At 47.6% G+C, this 15364-nt stretch carries 14 protein-coding genes; 5 read left to right on the forward strand and 9 right to left on the reverse strand.

What is annotated here, in order from left to right:
* Positions 1–35 precede the first annotated feature (35 nt).
* The 5 genes from gspG to gspC are packed head-to-tail and all read right to left on the reverse strand — an operon-like array spanning position 36 to position 6169.
* Positions 36–482 (reverse strand): type II secretion system major pseudopilin GspG, encoded by a 447-nt coding sequence (gene gspG / locus DPF93_RS10090; RefSeq protein WP_114766062.1) that lies wholly within the window; start codon positions 480–482, stop codon positions 36–38.
* Between the two features lie 33 nt (positions 483–515).
* Positions 516–1751 (reverse strand): type II secretion system inner membrane protein GspF, encoded by a 1236-nt coding sequence (gene gspF, locus DPF93_RS10095; RefSeq protein WP_114766063.1) that lies wholly within the window; start codon positions 1749–1751, stop codon positions 516–518.
* Positions 1751–3238: a type II secretion system ATPase GspE gene (gene gspE, locus DPF93_RS10100; RefSeq protein ID WP_425275303.1), complete on the reverse strand. Its 1488-nt coding sequence runs from the start codon at positions 3236–3238 to the stop codon at positions 1751–1753. Before gspE ends, gspF begins: the two co-directional genes overlap by 1 nt.
* Positions 3239–3240: 2 nt before the next feature.
* A complete protein-coding gene (gspD, locus tag DPF93_RS10105) occupies positions 3241–5259 on the reverse strand; it encodes a type II secretion system secretin GspD (protein WP_114766065.1) in 2019 nt (672 codons plus the stop codon).
* A gap of 34 nt (positions 5260–5293) precedes the next feature.
* Positions 5294–6169, reverse strand: a complete 876-nt coding sequence (gene gspC, locus DPF93_RS10110; RefSeq protein ID WP_244204707.1) for a type II secretion system protein GspC — start codon at positions 6167–6169, stop codon at positions 5294–5296.
* A gap of 227 nt (positions 6170–6396) precedes the next feature.
* On the opposite strand from gspC, the gene hslR reads away from it, so the two are divergent.
* The 4 genes from hslR to DPF93_RS10130 all read left to right on the forward strand — a co-directional run bounded on the left by hslR (position 6397) and on the right by DPF93_RS10130 (position 11733).
* On the forward strand, positions 6397–6783 hold the full coding sequence (gene hslR, locus DPF93_RS10115) for a ribosome-associated heat shock protein Hsp15 (RefSeq protein WP_114766067.1): 387 nt from the start codon (positions 6397–6399) through the stop codon (positions 6781–6783).
* Positions 6784–6812: 29 nt separating this feature from the next.
* Positions 6813–7688: an Hsp33 family molecular chaperone HslO gene (hslO, locus tag DPF93_RS10120; protein ID WP_114766083.1), complete on the forward strand. Its 876-nt coding sequence runs from the start codon at positions 6813–6815 to the stop codon at positions 7686–7688.
* A 336-nt stretch (positions 7689–8024) separates the two neighbouring features.
* Entirely contained in the window at positions 8025–9653 is a 1629-nt protein-coding gene (gene pckA, locus DPF93_RS10125; RefSeq protein WP_114766068.1) for a phosphoenolpyruvate carboxykinase (ATP), read from the forward strand.
* A 109-nt stretch (positions 9654–9762) separates the two neighbouring features.
* Complete coding sequence (locus DPF93_RS10130) at positions 9763–11733, forward strand: AsmA family protein (protein WP_114766069.1); 1971 nt, start codon at positions 9763–9765, stop codon at positions 11731–11733.
* Here the strand turns inward: DPF93_RS10130 and DPF93_RS10135 are convergent.
* From DPF93_RS10135 to DPF93_RS10145, 3 genes are all read right to left on the reverse strand, one after another.
* Positions 11703–12632 (reverse strand): bifunctional GNAT family N-acetyltransferase/hotdog fold thioesterase, encoded by a 930-nt coding sequence (locus tag DPF93_RS10135; RefSeq protein ID WP_114766070.1) that lies wholly within the window; start codon positions 12630–12632, stop codon positions 11703–11705. The two genes, DPF93_RS10130 and DPF93_RS10135, sit on opposite strands and share 31 nt — an antisense overlap.
* Positions 12633–12725: 93 nt before the next feature.
* Positions 12726–13160 (reverse strand): D-aminoacyl-tRNA deacylase, encoded by a 435-nt coding sequence (gene dtd, locus DPF93_RS10140; RefSeq protein ID WP_114766071.1) that lies wholly within the window; start codon positions 13158–13160, stop codon positions 12726–12728.
* Complete coding sequence (locus DPF93_RS10145; protein WP_114766072.1) at positions 13132–14076, reverse strand: virulence factor BrkB family protein; 945 nt, start codon at positions 14074–14076, stop codon at positions 13132–13134. The genes dtd and DPF93_RS10145 overlap by 29 nt, the downstream gene beginning before the upstream one ends.
* A gap of 37 nt (positions 14077–14113) precedes the next feature.
* Here DPF93_RS10145 and DPF93_RS10150 point away from each other — a divergent pair, with 37 nt between their 5' ends.
* Positions 14114–14755, forward strand: coding sequence for a DUF2959 domain-containing protein (locus DPF93_RS10150; RefSeq protein WP_114766073.1), 642 nt, complete (start codon positions 14114–14116; stop codon positions 14753–14755).
* Here the strand turns inward: DPF93_RS10150 and DPF93_RS10155 are convergent.
* Positions 14733–15293, reverse strand: a complete 561-nt coding sequence (locus tag DPF93_RS10155) for an AAA family ATPase (RefSeq protein ID WP_114766074.1) — start codon at positions 15291–15293, stop codon at positions 14733–14735. The genes DPF93_RS10150 and DPF93_RS10155 overlap by 23 nt on opposite strands.
* Between the last annotated feature and the right edge of the window lie 71 nt (positions 15294–15364).

Here is a 15364-nt window from a genome sequence, read left to right on the forward strand (position 1 = left end):
ACAAATGGCGACCGAAGCCGCCACTGGGATGATAATTATTGGAAGTCTTCTAGATTCCAGTTGCCGATGTCAGCATTCACGCCTTCACCGCCTTCTTCACCGTCAGCGCCTAAAGTGAAGATATCGATGGTGCCTTTATCTCCTGGGCTTAAATATTGGTAATCGTTGCCCCATGGGTCTTGTGGTAGACGCTTAATATAACCATCTTTTGGATAGTTACGCGGCGTTGGATTACTCGGCTCGCTCACCAACGCTTCCAAACCTTGATCTGTGGTTGGGTACACGTTGTGGTTTAGGCGGTACGTATCAAGCGCAGTTTCCAATGCTTTAATATCGACTGCCGCTTTCTTTTGCGATGCCGTGTCTTTACTACCTAGTAGGTTTGGCGCTACCACACTCGCTAAAATACCGAGGATAACAACCACAACCATCAGCTCCAGCAGGGTAAAACCAGATTGTTTTTTCTTGTGTTGTTGTTTCATTATTTTCTCCAGTAACACAAAGCGTTGAGTGAATTAGCCACTCATTAAGTTATTCATTTCCAAAATCGGCATCATGGTCGCCATGACGATAAACAGCACTAAACCAGCCATCACAGCAATCATCAATGGGGTAAAAATACCCAGTGAAATATTGACCATAGATTCAAAGTTAGTATCTTGGTTATCGGCAGCGCGCGTTAGCATGCCTTCCAGTTCACCACTTTGTTCCCCCGAAGCAATCATATGCAGCATCATGGGTGGAAAGAGCTTGGTTTGCTCAAGTGACTTTCGCAAACTGGCACCTTCACGTACGCGATCAGCAGCCAGCAATACTTGTTGCTTAACGAATTGATTCGACATCACGTCAACCGCAACCCGCATGCCTTCCAAAATCGGAATTGAGCTCGAAGTACAAATCGATAGTGTGCGAGCAAAACGAGCCGTATTTAAACCACGCGCAATTTTGCCAATCACAGGCATACCGATCACTTTGCGATCCCAACTTAAACGGATGTTTTTCTTGGTTAAGGCAAAGCGACACAAATAGGCAAGCGCAATAAAGCCGATCGCCAAATGAATCCACCAGTTTTGAACAAACTCACTGCAAGCAATCAAGATTTGCGTTGAGAATGGCAACTCTTGCCCCATCTGCACAAACTGACCAACAATTTTTGGCACCACAGAGGCAAGCAAAAACGCCACAATACTGATAGCAAACACCACCAAAACCACTGGGTAAATCAGCGCTTGTTGCAGCTTACTGCGCATCTTTTGCCGGTTTTCGGCGTAGTCCGCCAAACGCTCAAGCACGCTATCCAGATGCCCTGATTTCTCACCAGCTGCCACCATAGAGCGGAACAATTCGTCAAAGATATGCGGGTAATCAGCAAAGCCATCAGCCAAGGTATGACCTTCAACGACCTTAGCGCGCACCGCCAGTAGCATAGTACGAATGCGCGGTTTTTCTGATTGCTCTGACACTGCGCGCAGACATTCCTCAAGTGGCATACCTGATTGCACTAACGTCGACAGTTGACGAGTGATCAACGCTAGGTCAGGCGTACTCAGACCGCGTTTAAAGGTCAAGGTTGCTGGCGCGGTCGACTTGCCTTTCGCAGCCGACTGCTTAGCTTGAGTCGGCACCACTTCAATTGGCACCAGCCCTTGCTCTTTTAGACGCACGCGTACTTGACGGGCATTATCGCCTTCAAGAACGCCTTTTTGCGACTTGCCCTTTGCATTGAGCGCCTTGTATTCAAACGCCGCCATTAGCCTTCCTTGGTTACTCGCATCACTTCTTCAAGCGAAGTGATACCTTGACGAACTTTCTCTAAACCATCGTCGCGAATCGCTGGCGTTTTCGCTCGGATCGCTTTTTCTATCGCCTGCTCACCCGCTTCGTTGTGGATCAGCTCTTGGACTTGTTCATCGACCACCAGCAGTTCATAAATACCAGAACGACCACGATAACCTTTACCGCTACACTTCTCACAACCCTGTGGTTTGTAGAGAGTTAGCTCTTGCTCACTGCCAAGACCAAACAACGCTTTTTGCGCCGCATCGGCAGAATATGGCTGCTTACATGAACACAAGGTACGCACCAGGCGCTGCGCCAACACACCAAGCAGTGAAGATGAAATCAAAAACGGTTCGATGCCCATATCACGCAAACGAGTGATAGCACCAATCGCAGTGTTGGTGTGCAACGTCGACATCACTAAGTGACCCGTCAGTGAGGCTTGTACCGCGATTTGTGCGGTTTCTAAGTCACGGATCTCACCCACCATCACCACATCCGGGTCTTGACGCAAAATCGCACGTAAGCCACGCGCAAAGGTCATGTCCACTTTCGGGTTTACTTGGGTTTGACCGATACCGTCGATATCAAATTCGATTGGGTCTTCTACGGTGAGGATATTGCGCTCGTTGCTATTCAGCTCTTGTAGACCAGCGTATAGCGTGGTCGATTTACCTGAACCCGTCGGACCGGTAACCAAGATGATGCCGTGTGGGCGTTCAATCATGGTGCGGAACTGCTGATAGGTATGTGGCTTCATGCCCAAGCTGTGCAGATCAAGACGCGTCGCGTTCTTATCTAATAGACGCATTACCACGCGCTCACCGTGTGACGATGGCATGGTTGAAACACGCACGTCCACCGCTCGTCCACCAATACGCAGCGAGATACGACCATCTTGTGGTACGCGCTTCTCGGCAATATCCAAACGCGCCATAACCTTCACACGCGACACCAACAGTGGCGCGAGCTTACGACTTGGCGAAAGCACATCACGTAACACACCATCGACACGGAAACGAATCGACAGGCTCTTCTCAAAGGTTTCGATATGAATGTCCGATGCACCTTCTTTGATCGCTTCGCCCAACATGGCGTTGATCAACTTGATGATTGGCGCATCGTCTTCTGATTCCAGCAAGTCGGCATCTTGCGGTAAATCTTCCGCCAGTGAGAAGAAATCGTCGCTGTCAGCGCCGATATCTTCCATTAACTGACGCGCTTCCGAAGAATCGCGTTGGTAAGCTTGGGTGAGTTTTTTCTCAAACTCATCCTGCGTCACCGCCTGCAGAGCAAAGTCAGCAGAAATCGCACGTTTAACTTCCAGTAGCGCTTCAATCGCCAAAGGGGCAACGTAAAACAAGGTCGCACCTTGCACGTCATGCTCCAGCACCAAGTTAAAGCGCTTAGCAAAACTGAATGGCAGACGGCGCTGCACAGTCGTGAGCGGCATATCCATCATTACTTGCTTTCCATCTGATCGATAAAGGCTTGAATTTCAGCCGGATGCTTACGCTCTTGACCAAATTCAGGCAGCACTGGAATGTGGCTGTCATCCATCAGCTTTAAGCCTTGCTCAGACTTGTACAGCTGCTCTGCACGGATAAAGTTGTATTTACGCTGAGTAATGCCATCAGCCGTCACGCCATCACGAATAATGGTTGGCTTGATAAACACCATCAGGTTTTTCTTCTCAACTTGAGTGCTGGTTGATTTAAACAGGTGACCCAGAACCGGAATATCACCCAGCAGCGGCACTTTTGATTCGCTCTCGAGTGCGCGCTCATCAATCAAACCACCCAGTACAATCATTTGACCATCTTCAACAATCACCGAGGTATTCAGTTGACGCTTAGCAAAACGCACGTCCACGGCACCGTTTGCGCCCAGTACGTTCGACACTTCTTGCTCGATGTTCAGTTGTACTGAGTTACCTTCGTTGATTTGCGGTACCACTTTTAGCTTGATGCCTACTTCTTTACGATCAACGGTTTGGAATGGGTTGTCGTTGTTTGAGCCTGCTGTTGAGCCTGTCAGAACTGGCACTTCTTCACCGACAATAAATGACGCTTCGCCGTTATCCATCACAGTAATGCTTGGTGAAGAAAGAATGTTCGAGTTTGAGTCACTCGATACCGCCGTGAGTAGCGCCGTCCAGTCACCCATCACTAGGCTTACCGCTGCACCATTTACGCCAGCAAGAGCTGATGCGAGGGTGCTGTAGTCGCCAGATTCGGTCACGCTATAAGGAACACGATTACCATTATTATCGGTGTAGTATTCGGTGCTAGTTTGATCGCCTGCTTCTTCTAAGCCTACAAGAACCTGACCAATTGGCGCTTGCGTATTGCTGTATTGCACTACTGCACCTGTCTCTAGTGAACCCCACTGCACTCCAAGATTGATACCGTCGCCTTCAGCCATTTCGACAATCAGCGCTTCAATCAACACTTGCGCGCGGCGAATGTCCAACTGCGCAATCACGTTTTGCAGTGCGCTCATAATCGATGGTGGCGCGGTGATAACGAGAGCATTGGTTGATGCATGAGCGGCAATTACCACTTCATTATTTGATGAACCAGAACTCTTGGTGCCCGCCGATTTCTCTGCTTGTAAGTTGTCTGATACGCCTTTTAGCACATCTACCAAGTCTTCGGCTTTAGCGTATTTTAGGTACACCACTTGGTTGTTACCTTTGGTCGCCATCTCAACATCCAACTGCTGGATAAGCTTACGCAGACGCTTGCGAACCTGTGGATCACCAGAAATCAGCACTGAGTTGGTGCGATCATCGGCTACCAATTTTGGTTGTAAAAATTCCGGCGTGTTCTTGCTGTCACTACTTTTGTTTAGCGCATCAACAATACGCACCATTTCCGCTGCAGATGCATTATTAAGCTCCACCAACTCAATGTCTTTGTCACCTGCTTGGTCAACGCGTTTGATAATATCTGCCAAGCGGTTGACTACTGCTGCGCGACCTGTGATCAAAATAATGTTGGCTGGGTCATAGTGCACCACGTTACCCGCACCCGCGTTGTCATTAAGCTGGCGTAGCAAAGGCGAGAGTTCACGTACTGATACGTTACGCACGGCAACCACGCGTGTAACGACAGCATCACCCTTAACATTGCCGTCACCAACCACTGGAATCGCGGAGGTTTTCGCATCTTTCGATTTGATCACCTTAATCACGCCATTGTCCATTTCCACTACAGCGTAGCCATACACCTCAAGCACATTGAGGAAGAAACTGTAGTATTGATCTTCACTTAACGTGTCGTAGCTACGCACGTCAATTTTGCCGCGTACAGATGGATCAACAATGATGGTTTTCTCTAGATTGCGACCAACGATATTAATGAACTCTTGAATATCGGTGCCTTTAAAGCTGGCGCTGTATTCACTCGCGGTTGCCATCGGAGAAGCAGCTAACGATGCTGCCAATAACCATGCGCTTTTTTTAAGCCAATGCTTCACTTTTTACTCCTCAAAGGATCACTCTCTGCGCGTCTTACAATTCGATATAAATATCGTAGGGTTGTCCATCACGCTCTACGGTCAAGTTCAATTCGGTTAAGTTCGGCAAGCTCTTAAAGACCTCGCCCATTGCGGCCGCATTGCGTAAATCTTTGCCATTTAAATGTGTGGCAACATCGCCTTCTTTGAGACCGACTGAATCAAATAGTTCACGACTTTTGCCTGGGCTAAGTCGGTAACCAGCTAGCTCACCATCACGCTTGAGCTGTGACATGCGAACGTATTGGAAAATCTGTTGTGGATTACTGGTAATTTCTGCTCGGATTTGGCTGAGCTTATCTTTGCTCGCCACCACTTGATTGGCTTTTGCCGGCTGCGTTGTGCTCACTTGTGGTTCCGGTTTTGCGTACTTCAACCCTTCCAGCATCACCGTTTCATTGCGTCCAGCGTTATCGACAATAATGCGGTCCGCTTGCACTTGAACCAGCTTAGCGCGCGTCCCTTCAATCACCTCATTAATGCCATAAGTCGCCTGTTTACCGCCTTTAGCGACCACCGCCAGACTCTTTTGTGGATTGGTGCTGGTTACCACCCCGACAACCACAATATTTAAGCGGCTCTTAGGAGCATCTTCCAATTTTGGCTTAACGACAGGTTTTACTGCCGCTTGGTATTCACCAAACAGGTGGCTGTTGTACAAGTTGGCGGTATCTAAACGGGCATCAGTGGCTTGATTTGATGAAGCGCTCGCTTTCCAAGGGGTAATTTGGGTTTGCTGATAGGGAAACCACACTAAACGCCCTAACACCCATGCCGTACACAACAATAACGTGATAGTCAGCAACAGACTGACTCGCGCTTGGTTGGCAATAAGCTTAGGTAAAACTGAAGAACGGGTGCTGAGTTTCACGGCATTTCCTTGGTAACTGGCATTCACTGAGGTCGCTGATTGGGGTTAGTTGCTTCTATCTATATGACCAGCAACCCTTAATTCTAGCAAACTATAGATTAGGGCTATATAGAAAAGATTCCTACAAACTGGGATGTTAATTATTTTTTGAGCATTAACTTGAAAAATGGGCTCCATATCACCATTGTATGGGCAATATTCGAGCTAGTTAGAAGGTAGAGAGCGAGATGAGTTCCCCAGCAGAAGCAATAAGATTGGATAAATGGCTTTGGGCGGCACGTTTTTATAAAACACGCTCCATCGCGCGAAATATGGTTGATGGTGGTAAAGTCCATTATAATGGGCAACGCAGCAAACCGAGCAAAGCTGTTGAGCTGGGTGCGGTGATCACTTTACGTCAAGGTAATGAAGAAAAAACCGTGACGATAGAGAAGATTTCCGGGCAACGCCGCGGTGCACCTGAAGCCCAGACCCTCTACACTGAAACTACAGAAAGCATTGCTAAACGTGAAGCGCATGCGCTTCAACGCAAACTCAATGCGCACAACCCTAGCCCGGACCGCCGCCCTGACAAAAAGCAGCGCCGCGATATTATCAAGTTTAAACATCAATAAGTTGGACTCTCCAAATGACTGATACTGTAATCAACAACAACGTTTTAAACCGCTACCTATTTGAAGAACTATCAGTACGTGGCGAATTGGTGCAACTGGATGAAGCATACCAACGAATTATTGCCAGCAAGGAATACCCTGTAGCGCTACAAAAGCTACTTGGTGAGCTATTGGTTTCAACCACACTACTTACCGCAACATTGAAGTTTGAAGGTTCAATCACGATCCAACTTCAAGGTGATGGTCCGGTTTCTCTTGCCGTGATCAACGGCGACCACGATCAGAAGATCCGTGGTGTGGCGCGTTGGGAAGGCGACATTGCTGAAGACGCAACGCTGCACGAGATGATGGGTAAAGGTTACCTAGTGATCACCATCGAGCCGAAAAAAGGTGAACGCTACCAAGGTGTGGTTGGTCTTGAAGGTGAAAACCTAACGCAAGTTATCGAAAACTACTTCGCAAACTCTGAGCAGCTAAAAACGCGCCTATGGATCCGCACTGGTGAGTTCCAAGGCAAAGCGCACGCTGCAGGTATGCTTATCCAAGTAATGCCAGATGGCACAGGTACGCCAGATGACTTCGAGCATCTAGAGCAACTGACTAATACAGTGAAAAACGAAGAGCTATTTGGCTTAAGTGCAGAAGAGCTACTTTACCGTCTTTACAACCAAGACAAAGTTCGCCTGTTTGAACCACAACCAGTTGAGTTCCACTGTGGCTGTTCACGTGAGCGCAGTGGTGCTGCCATCATTACCGTCGACCGTGCTGAAATTAATGACATTTTGGCGGAGTCTGGCACAGTGTCTTTACATTGTGATTACTGTGGCACAACATACTCATTCGACGAAGCAGAAGTTACTGAGCTATTCATCAACGCAGAAAATGGTAACGAAACACTGCATTAATTTGCGTAACTTAACAAGTAACTAAAATGTTATACAAGCCAGCTTTATGCTGGCTTTTTTTACACCTAAAACCCCACCATAACAGGCTTTGTTAGCACCGAACGCTATACTTAATTTCTACACATTAATAATATATTTGATCTAGCGCAACTGTTTGCGCACACGATAAAATAGTGAAGCCAATATGTGACGCGTTACCTAAATCCTCACAAAATTTATGGGCAATATTTGAGCTATACCCCTGTTTTGTCGCGGGCCCGTTGCTAGCATGGTTAACATATAAAAATTAAAACATTCTTACAAAATCCCTACAAAAACTTATCACAAGGAGCACCTATGACCGTTATGGAACATACAAAGGCTGCAACAATTGATCTTTCGAAGCATGGGCTATACGACGTAAAAGAAGTGGTTAGAAACCCAAGCTATGAAATGCTTTTCGAGGAAGAAACTCGTGCCGATCTGCAAGGCTATGAGCGCGGTGTAGTGACCGAGCTTGGCGCTGTAGCGGTTGATACTGGTATCTTCACTGGTCGCTCACCAAAAGATAAATACATCGTTAAAGATGCTACGACAGAAGAACACATGTGGTGGACATCCGATGCGGTGAAAAACGATAACAAACCAATCAACCAAGAAGTGTGGAATGATCTTAAGCAATTGGTCACTTCTCAACTTTCTGGCAAACGCCTTTTTGTTATTGACGGTTACTGTGGCGCTAACCCTGATACTCGCTTAAGCATTCGAGTGATCACTGAAGTAGCGTGGCAGGCTCACTTTGTGAAAAACATGTTTATTCGTCCTAGCGAAGAAGAATTGGCAACCTTTGAGCCTGACTTCGTGGTGATGAATGGCGCGAAATGCACTAACCAGAAATGGGAAGAGCATGGACTAAACTCTGAAAACTTCACTGTATTTAACCTAACTGAGCGTACTCAGTTAATCGGTGGTACTTGGTACGGCGGCGAGATGAAAAAAGGTATGTTCGCAATGATGAACTACTTCTTACCGCTTAAAGATATTGCTTCAATGCACTGTAGTGCCAATATGGGTCAAGATGGCGATGTGGCTATTTTCTTCGGTCTATCAGGTACAGGTAAAACCACGCTATCGACCGACCCTAAACGCGCACTGATCGGTGACGATGAGCACGGCTGGGATGATGACGGCGTATTCAACTTCGAAGGTGGTTGTTACGCGAAAACCATCAAGCTATCAAAAGAAGCTGAGCCAGACATCTACAATGCGATCCGCCGTGATGCGTTGCTTGAGAACGTAACGGTTCGCAACGACGGTTCAATCAATTTTGATGATGGTTCGAAAACTGAGAACACGCGTGTTTCTTACCCACTGCATCATATCGACAACATCGTTAAGCCTGTTTCAAAAGGCGGTCACGCCAACAAGGTGATCTTCCTTTCTGCCGACGCATTTGGCGTACTACCACCGGTGTCAAAACTGACGCCAGAGCAAACTAAGTACCACTTCCTATCTGGCTTTACCGCTAAATTGGCGGGTACAGAGCGCGGTATCACTGAACCAACACCAACCTTCTCAGCGTGTTTTGGTGCAGCATTCCTAACTCTACACCCAACTAAGTACGCAGAAGTACTAGTAAAACGTATGGAAGCGGCGGGTGCTGAAGCTTACCTCGTTAACACCGGCTGGAATGGCAGCGGTAAGCGCATCTCGATTCAAGATACGCGCGGCATCATTGACGCAATCTTGGACGGTTCAATTGAGCATGCAGAAACCACGCATATTCCGATCTTTAACCTAGAAGTACCAACATCACTACCAGGTGTGGATCCAAGCATCCTTGATCCACGTGATACTTACGTCGACCCACTACAATGGGAAAGCAAAGCGCACGATCTGGCGCAGCGCTTTATCAACAACTTCGATAAATACACTGACAATGCAGAAGGCAAATCATTAGTCGCAGCTGGTCCTCAGCTCGATTAGTGACAACGGCTTGATTCTAACCACTAGCCCCTCTTTTGAGGGGCTTTTTTGTTGCAGCTCGGCAGAATAACGCACAGAATCACCATGTGGCTCTTATTAGGACAAGACATTGATTAAACGACTGAGTTATCTCTTTTTGTTATTGGCGCTTATTGCTATTGCAGCGCTGGCTGCCTTATACGGTGCTCTGCGCAGCCAATACGCCACATCGCTGGTCAATTACTTGCTCAATATCACTCACAGCGAAATTCAAGTCGAACAAGCGAGCTACACCCCCCCGCTGCAACTCACGCTTGAAGGGGTGCGCTATGCCACTGACGACTCCTTCTACCTGCCTAAAGCGGAGTTATGGTTTGCGGCTACATTACCAAGCGCCAACAGTATCCAGCTTGATGCTTTAGTGATTGAAGGGGCTAATCTTGCCTTGCAATCAGAACAGGAGTTAAGCCCATTAGCGCAACTCACCACGCGCTTCACCACCAGACAGTTAGCGATTAAGCACAGCGATCTCAGTTGGGGCGAAGTGTCCGCACGCAATGTGAACGTGCAAATCGAACAACCCATCTGGAAGCCGAGACAAGGGCTACCTTTTGGTAATATTCAATTTGCTGCCGACCAGCTCTACTATCAAGGTCACGCGCTCAATAACCTGCTGGTTGATGTGAATTACCAAGCGCAAGACAGCACAGTATATGGGGCTTCTTTTGAATGGAATGGCGGGCAAATCTCTGGGCAAGCAGAGCAATACCCACAAGGTTGGTCACTGATCAATGTCACCATTGATGGGCTTAATCTGACTCAGACACAAAATGAACTCCGTTGGTTAAACGAGTTGGCAAAAAGTGGTTGGATTCGCGACATCAATAGCTTAGACATTCTAAAAAGTAACCTTAGCTATCAAGGTATCGAATTACTCAACCTTGACCTTTCTGTGGAAAAAATCACGCCATCTGTATCGATATGGCAGCAAAAACAAGGTTATTTGTCATTTAATGCCGATACACTTAACTACCAAGGCGAACAATTTGTTGCACCAAGTGCTACGCTCTATTTCTCACCCAACAACATTGAGGTTGCCGAGCTCGACACCGATTGGCAGCAAGGCAGAGTGCAATTACAAGGGCAAGTCAGCCCCGATGCCATCCAGCTAAAAAACCTAACCATTTCGGGTGCCAAGTGGCTCGATATTGGTAAAGAAAAGCTCGCAGCAATCAGTCATTGGGGCGATAAGATTGCCGACCTGACCATAGATCAATTGGATATTAATAACGCCCAACTGATCCAGATTAACGATAAACCTTTCTGGCAAGCGTCTGGAGTGAATGTTGAAGGAAAGCAGTTAGCTATTAAACAGAACAACAAGCTCGGTTTATGGCAGGGCTCGCTGCAAATCACCGCAAATAGTGCCAGCTACGCCAACTATCTCAGCACTCAAGCAATTATAGAAATGAGCAATAAAGCTAACATTTGGCAGCTTGATCGCTTATTTTTACCACTAGAAACGGGCTATATTGAAGCCTCTGGAAGTTGGGATAGACAACAACTGAGCGCGCCATGGCAGCTCGATTTTACTGTCGATGGCTTGCCATTTGAGCAGCAACTAACCACTCTTCCTGCAGCACTACATCTCAGTGGTATCAGTGATTGGCACGGCAAACTCAATGGCTTAGCTGGAGATTATTCGATGTTTGCACATTCACTAAGCGGCAGCATTGATGCCAGCTTGCGCGAGAGCCAACTCTCGGTGCTAGCGCCAAGCAAAACGGCGAAACAAGAGAAGAGTGAATTTAGCCACGACTTCGCCCTTGATAAGCTAATGATCACCGCAGATCGCGGCAGAATAATCTTAAACTCACCAAATGAAACGCCGAGTGCGCAGCTGGCAGGAAAAATTGATTTAGCAAAACCGCAGTTGGCGACGGTTTTGCTACAGCTCGAAGATAAATGTCAGCGTCTACAACTCGATCTGAGTGCGAAAGCTTACCAAATTGAAGATATCTGCCCACAGCTAAACACGCAACAGCCGTTATCCAACAAGCAGTTAAACCCTCAGCAATCGAGCCTTGAATCCAGTAATTGATTGTAATTGGGTAGCAGCATATAAGTGCCGACAAACTCGACAGCGGCGAGAGTGCCACTGTAGATAGTCACATGGATAATGATGCGCGCTTTGCGTCCGCTCGCCAGGCGGTCTAAATCACCACTAATGCCATCGAGTGAACTCTGGGCAACGGGATTTTGCTCGACAGGATGGCGATAACGGATCTGACTATCTGCCAAGACTATATCGCCATGCAGGCCACGCTCTTTGAGCAATAACCACGTCATCCCCCAACCGGTTAACGTCGCTAAGGTAAACGCCGATCCGGCGAACATGGTGTTATGTGGGTTAAGATTGGGATTAAGTTGGGCGCTACATTCAAACTGATAGCCAGTGTACTGGTTGATCTTGATGCCCATTTTATCGCTGATGGGAATATGATGCTCCCAACGCTCTTGCAGTTCGGCGCACCACTCAGGGCGGCGCAGCACATTCGCCATAGGGTCGAGCGGTTTCACCATCTGCTGGTGACGCGTCGGACCACGCTGATCGTTGAGCTCACCACGACGCTCGAAACCATTGCGCTCGTAAAAGTCGATCGCCTCTTCGCGTGCATTACATACCAAACGCTTGGCACCTTCTTGACGCGCTAACGACTCCAACGCCACCAAGATTAGCGAGCCCATGCCTTTGCTACGGCGATTGCTTTTTACCGCCATAAAGCGGATCTGACCTTCATTGTCTGGCGTCATATACAATCGACCAATCGCCATCGGACGACCGCGACCATCAACAATCATACGGTGATGACTCATGGCATCGAATTCGTCACGCTCAGAGCCTTGCGGCATACGCCAAGGTTCGCGCAGCATTTGCCAGCGAAACTGATAGTACTTATTAAGTTGGTTATCTGTTTTTGGCGTGATCAGCTTAAACATAAAAATCCCTTTTATTGCTGCTCATCAATCAATTTAGGCAGCAGAGTGCTGCAATGGTTCCCCAAACCATTAAGCGGCTTGGGGATTGGTTCGTTATACTTGCAACCAGAACGTCACCGGACCATCGTTGACCAGTGACACTTTCATATCTGCGGCAAAGCGACCACGTTCTGTTGGCAGCACTTGCTCACATTGATCGGCAAAGTAGTCATACAAACGCTCCGCATCAACCGGATGCGCGCCACGCGAAAATCCTGCTCGAGTGCCTTTTTTGGTATCAGCTGGCAAAGTGAATTGCGAAACCACCAGCACCTTACCCTCAACTTGTTTGACATTGAGGTTCATCTTGCCATCTTGGTCTTCAAACACACGGTAAGTGGTGACGCGCTCCATAAGACGCTGCGCTTTGGCTTCATCGTCGTCTTTTTCTACGCCCAAAAGCACCAAAAGACCACTGTCAATTTCACCAACCACTTCTCCATCAACGCGTACTGCGGCTTCACTCACTCTCTGGATCAGAGCTATCACTTGGGCTTCCTTTTTGATTATTCGGCAAATATCTGTAGTCCGAGTGTACCATTTCTGTCTCGTCACTCCAGTGCTCTTGCTCACCAAGTGCCGCGGTTACCTCAGCGCCAACCAGCACAATCAACCAGCATAGGTAAACCCAAATAAACAGAATCGGAATCGTTGCCAACGCGCCATAAATTAGTTGGTACGATGGAAACTGAGTGATGTAAGCAGCAAAGCCTTTTTTACTCAATTCAAACAGCAGCGCCGCGACTAAAGCTCCGATCATAGCGTGGGAAAGTTGCACTTTTTTGTTCGGCACCAACATATACAAGCCAACAAACGCTAAGAAAGAGAGAATCAACGGCAGCCAACGCAGCATCAACTGATAAGCACTTGAGACAACTTGGTTATCCATTACCGTCAGAGAAGTAACATACGAAGTCACCGCAATGCTTGCGCCAACCAAAATCGGTCCTAGGGTCAGAATCATCCAGTACATTGAGAAGGAAAACACCGCGCGACGCTTGTGCTTTACCCGCCAAATATAGTTGAGATTTTTATCGATATTGGAGATCAGCATTAGTGCAGCGACAAACAAGAAAGCACCACCGACCGCGGTCATCTTGCCAGTGTTTTGGATAAATTCGAGCAACGCCGATTTCACCGCATCACCGGCGGTGGGCACAAAGTGGGTAATGACAAAATCTTGAATCACCGTGCCGACATTAGCGAAAACCGAAAACGACGATAATACCGAGAGCAACACCGTCAACATTGGCACGATTGAAAGCAAGGTAATGTACGCCAAATACCCCGCATTAACATTGACCCGGTCATGCAACATGCGGGTTAAGAGATAGCGCGCAAATTGATTAATATGCTGAATGATAGAAGTCATTTTCAACTTGTATCTCCCTATCATCTGATTCATCCTAATTACTATTATTGATTATTACAGGGACTTAAAGATGCCTTATCTGATTGCGATGCTTATTGCCCTCACCACTCTTACGGGCTGTCAGTCCACCTACTATGCGGCAATGGAGCAAGTCGGCGTACATAAACGCGATATTATGGTCGACCGCGTAGAAGATGCTAAGCAGTCACAACAAGAAGCACAACAAGAGTTTACCAGTGCTTTGGAAGCTCTGTCAGCTTTAACCAATTTTGATGGTGGTGAACTAGAAACGGTTTACAACCAAATCAATGATAAATATGAAGCGAGTGAGAGCGCCGCGCAAGATGTTAGCGATCGCATTGCTGCAATTGAAGATGTCTCAGAAGCGCTGTTTGCTGAATGGCAAGATGAGCTTGATCTGTACACCAGCGCTTCTCTACGCCGCGCCAGCGAGCAGAAACTGCGTGAAACGCGCACTTCGTACAACACCATGATTAAAGCGATGCAGCGCGCCGAGCAACGCATGACACCAGTATTGAATGCCCTACGTGACAATACGCTCTTTCTTAAGCACAACCTTAACGCCAGCGCGATTGGCTCGCTACAAGGTGAGTTTGTTAGCTTAGAGAAAGAGATTGAACAGGCAATCCGTCAGATGAACCAAGCAATCGACGAATCGGACAAGTTCCTCAACAAACTTCAAGCCAAGTAAGCCTACTCTCTATCGGGAGCGCAATCGCGCTCTCGATAAACGCCACGCGCTCATCTAAGCTGCCCCAAGGCACTTCCACCACTTGATAGCCTAGCTGCTGATAGATTGCCACCAGCGCATCATGAATCGCCAACGCGCCAGCAAATGGGTACGGGCGCACCTCATCTTGCACATAAATAGCCTGATGTGGGCGACAGAAAAACACCTGCGGATGATAGCCCGCACTGCTTTCAAGATAGCGCGTATCAATCTCCAGCTTAGCCTCAGCTAAATAACCACAAATATCTGGGATGGCACGATCTAAAAATGCCACAGGGTGCTGCGCCGCTTGTCGCTTTTGCTCACCCATGTGAGTTAGACATAAATCGGCAAACCCTGGCAGATCATGCCAAGGCAAAATGCCATTTTCTAATTGCGCCTGCTGCTCAATCAGGTCGCGAGAGACTTCAGCAAAAGTCTGATGACCTTGCTTTGCCAACTGATTAATTAAACTGGTTTTGCCAGCACCCGGTCCGCCGGTAATTATGATAGGTAACATGCATTGCCTCGATGAAAAACAGCTATAAAAAAGGCCCTGATATCAATCAGAGCCCTTTCATCTATCGCTTA

It is taken from the genome of Vibrio rhodolitus (genome assembly GCF_003350325.1).
GTDB lineage: Bacteria > Pseudomonadota > Gammaproteobacteria > Enterobacterales > Vibrionaceae > Vibrio > Vibrio rhodolitus.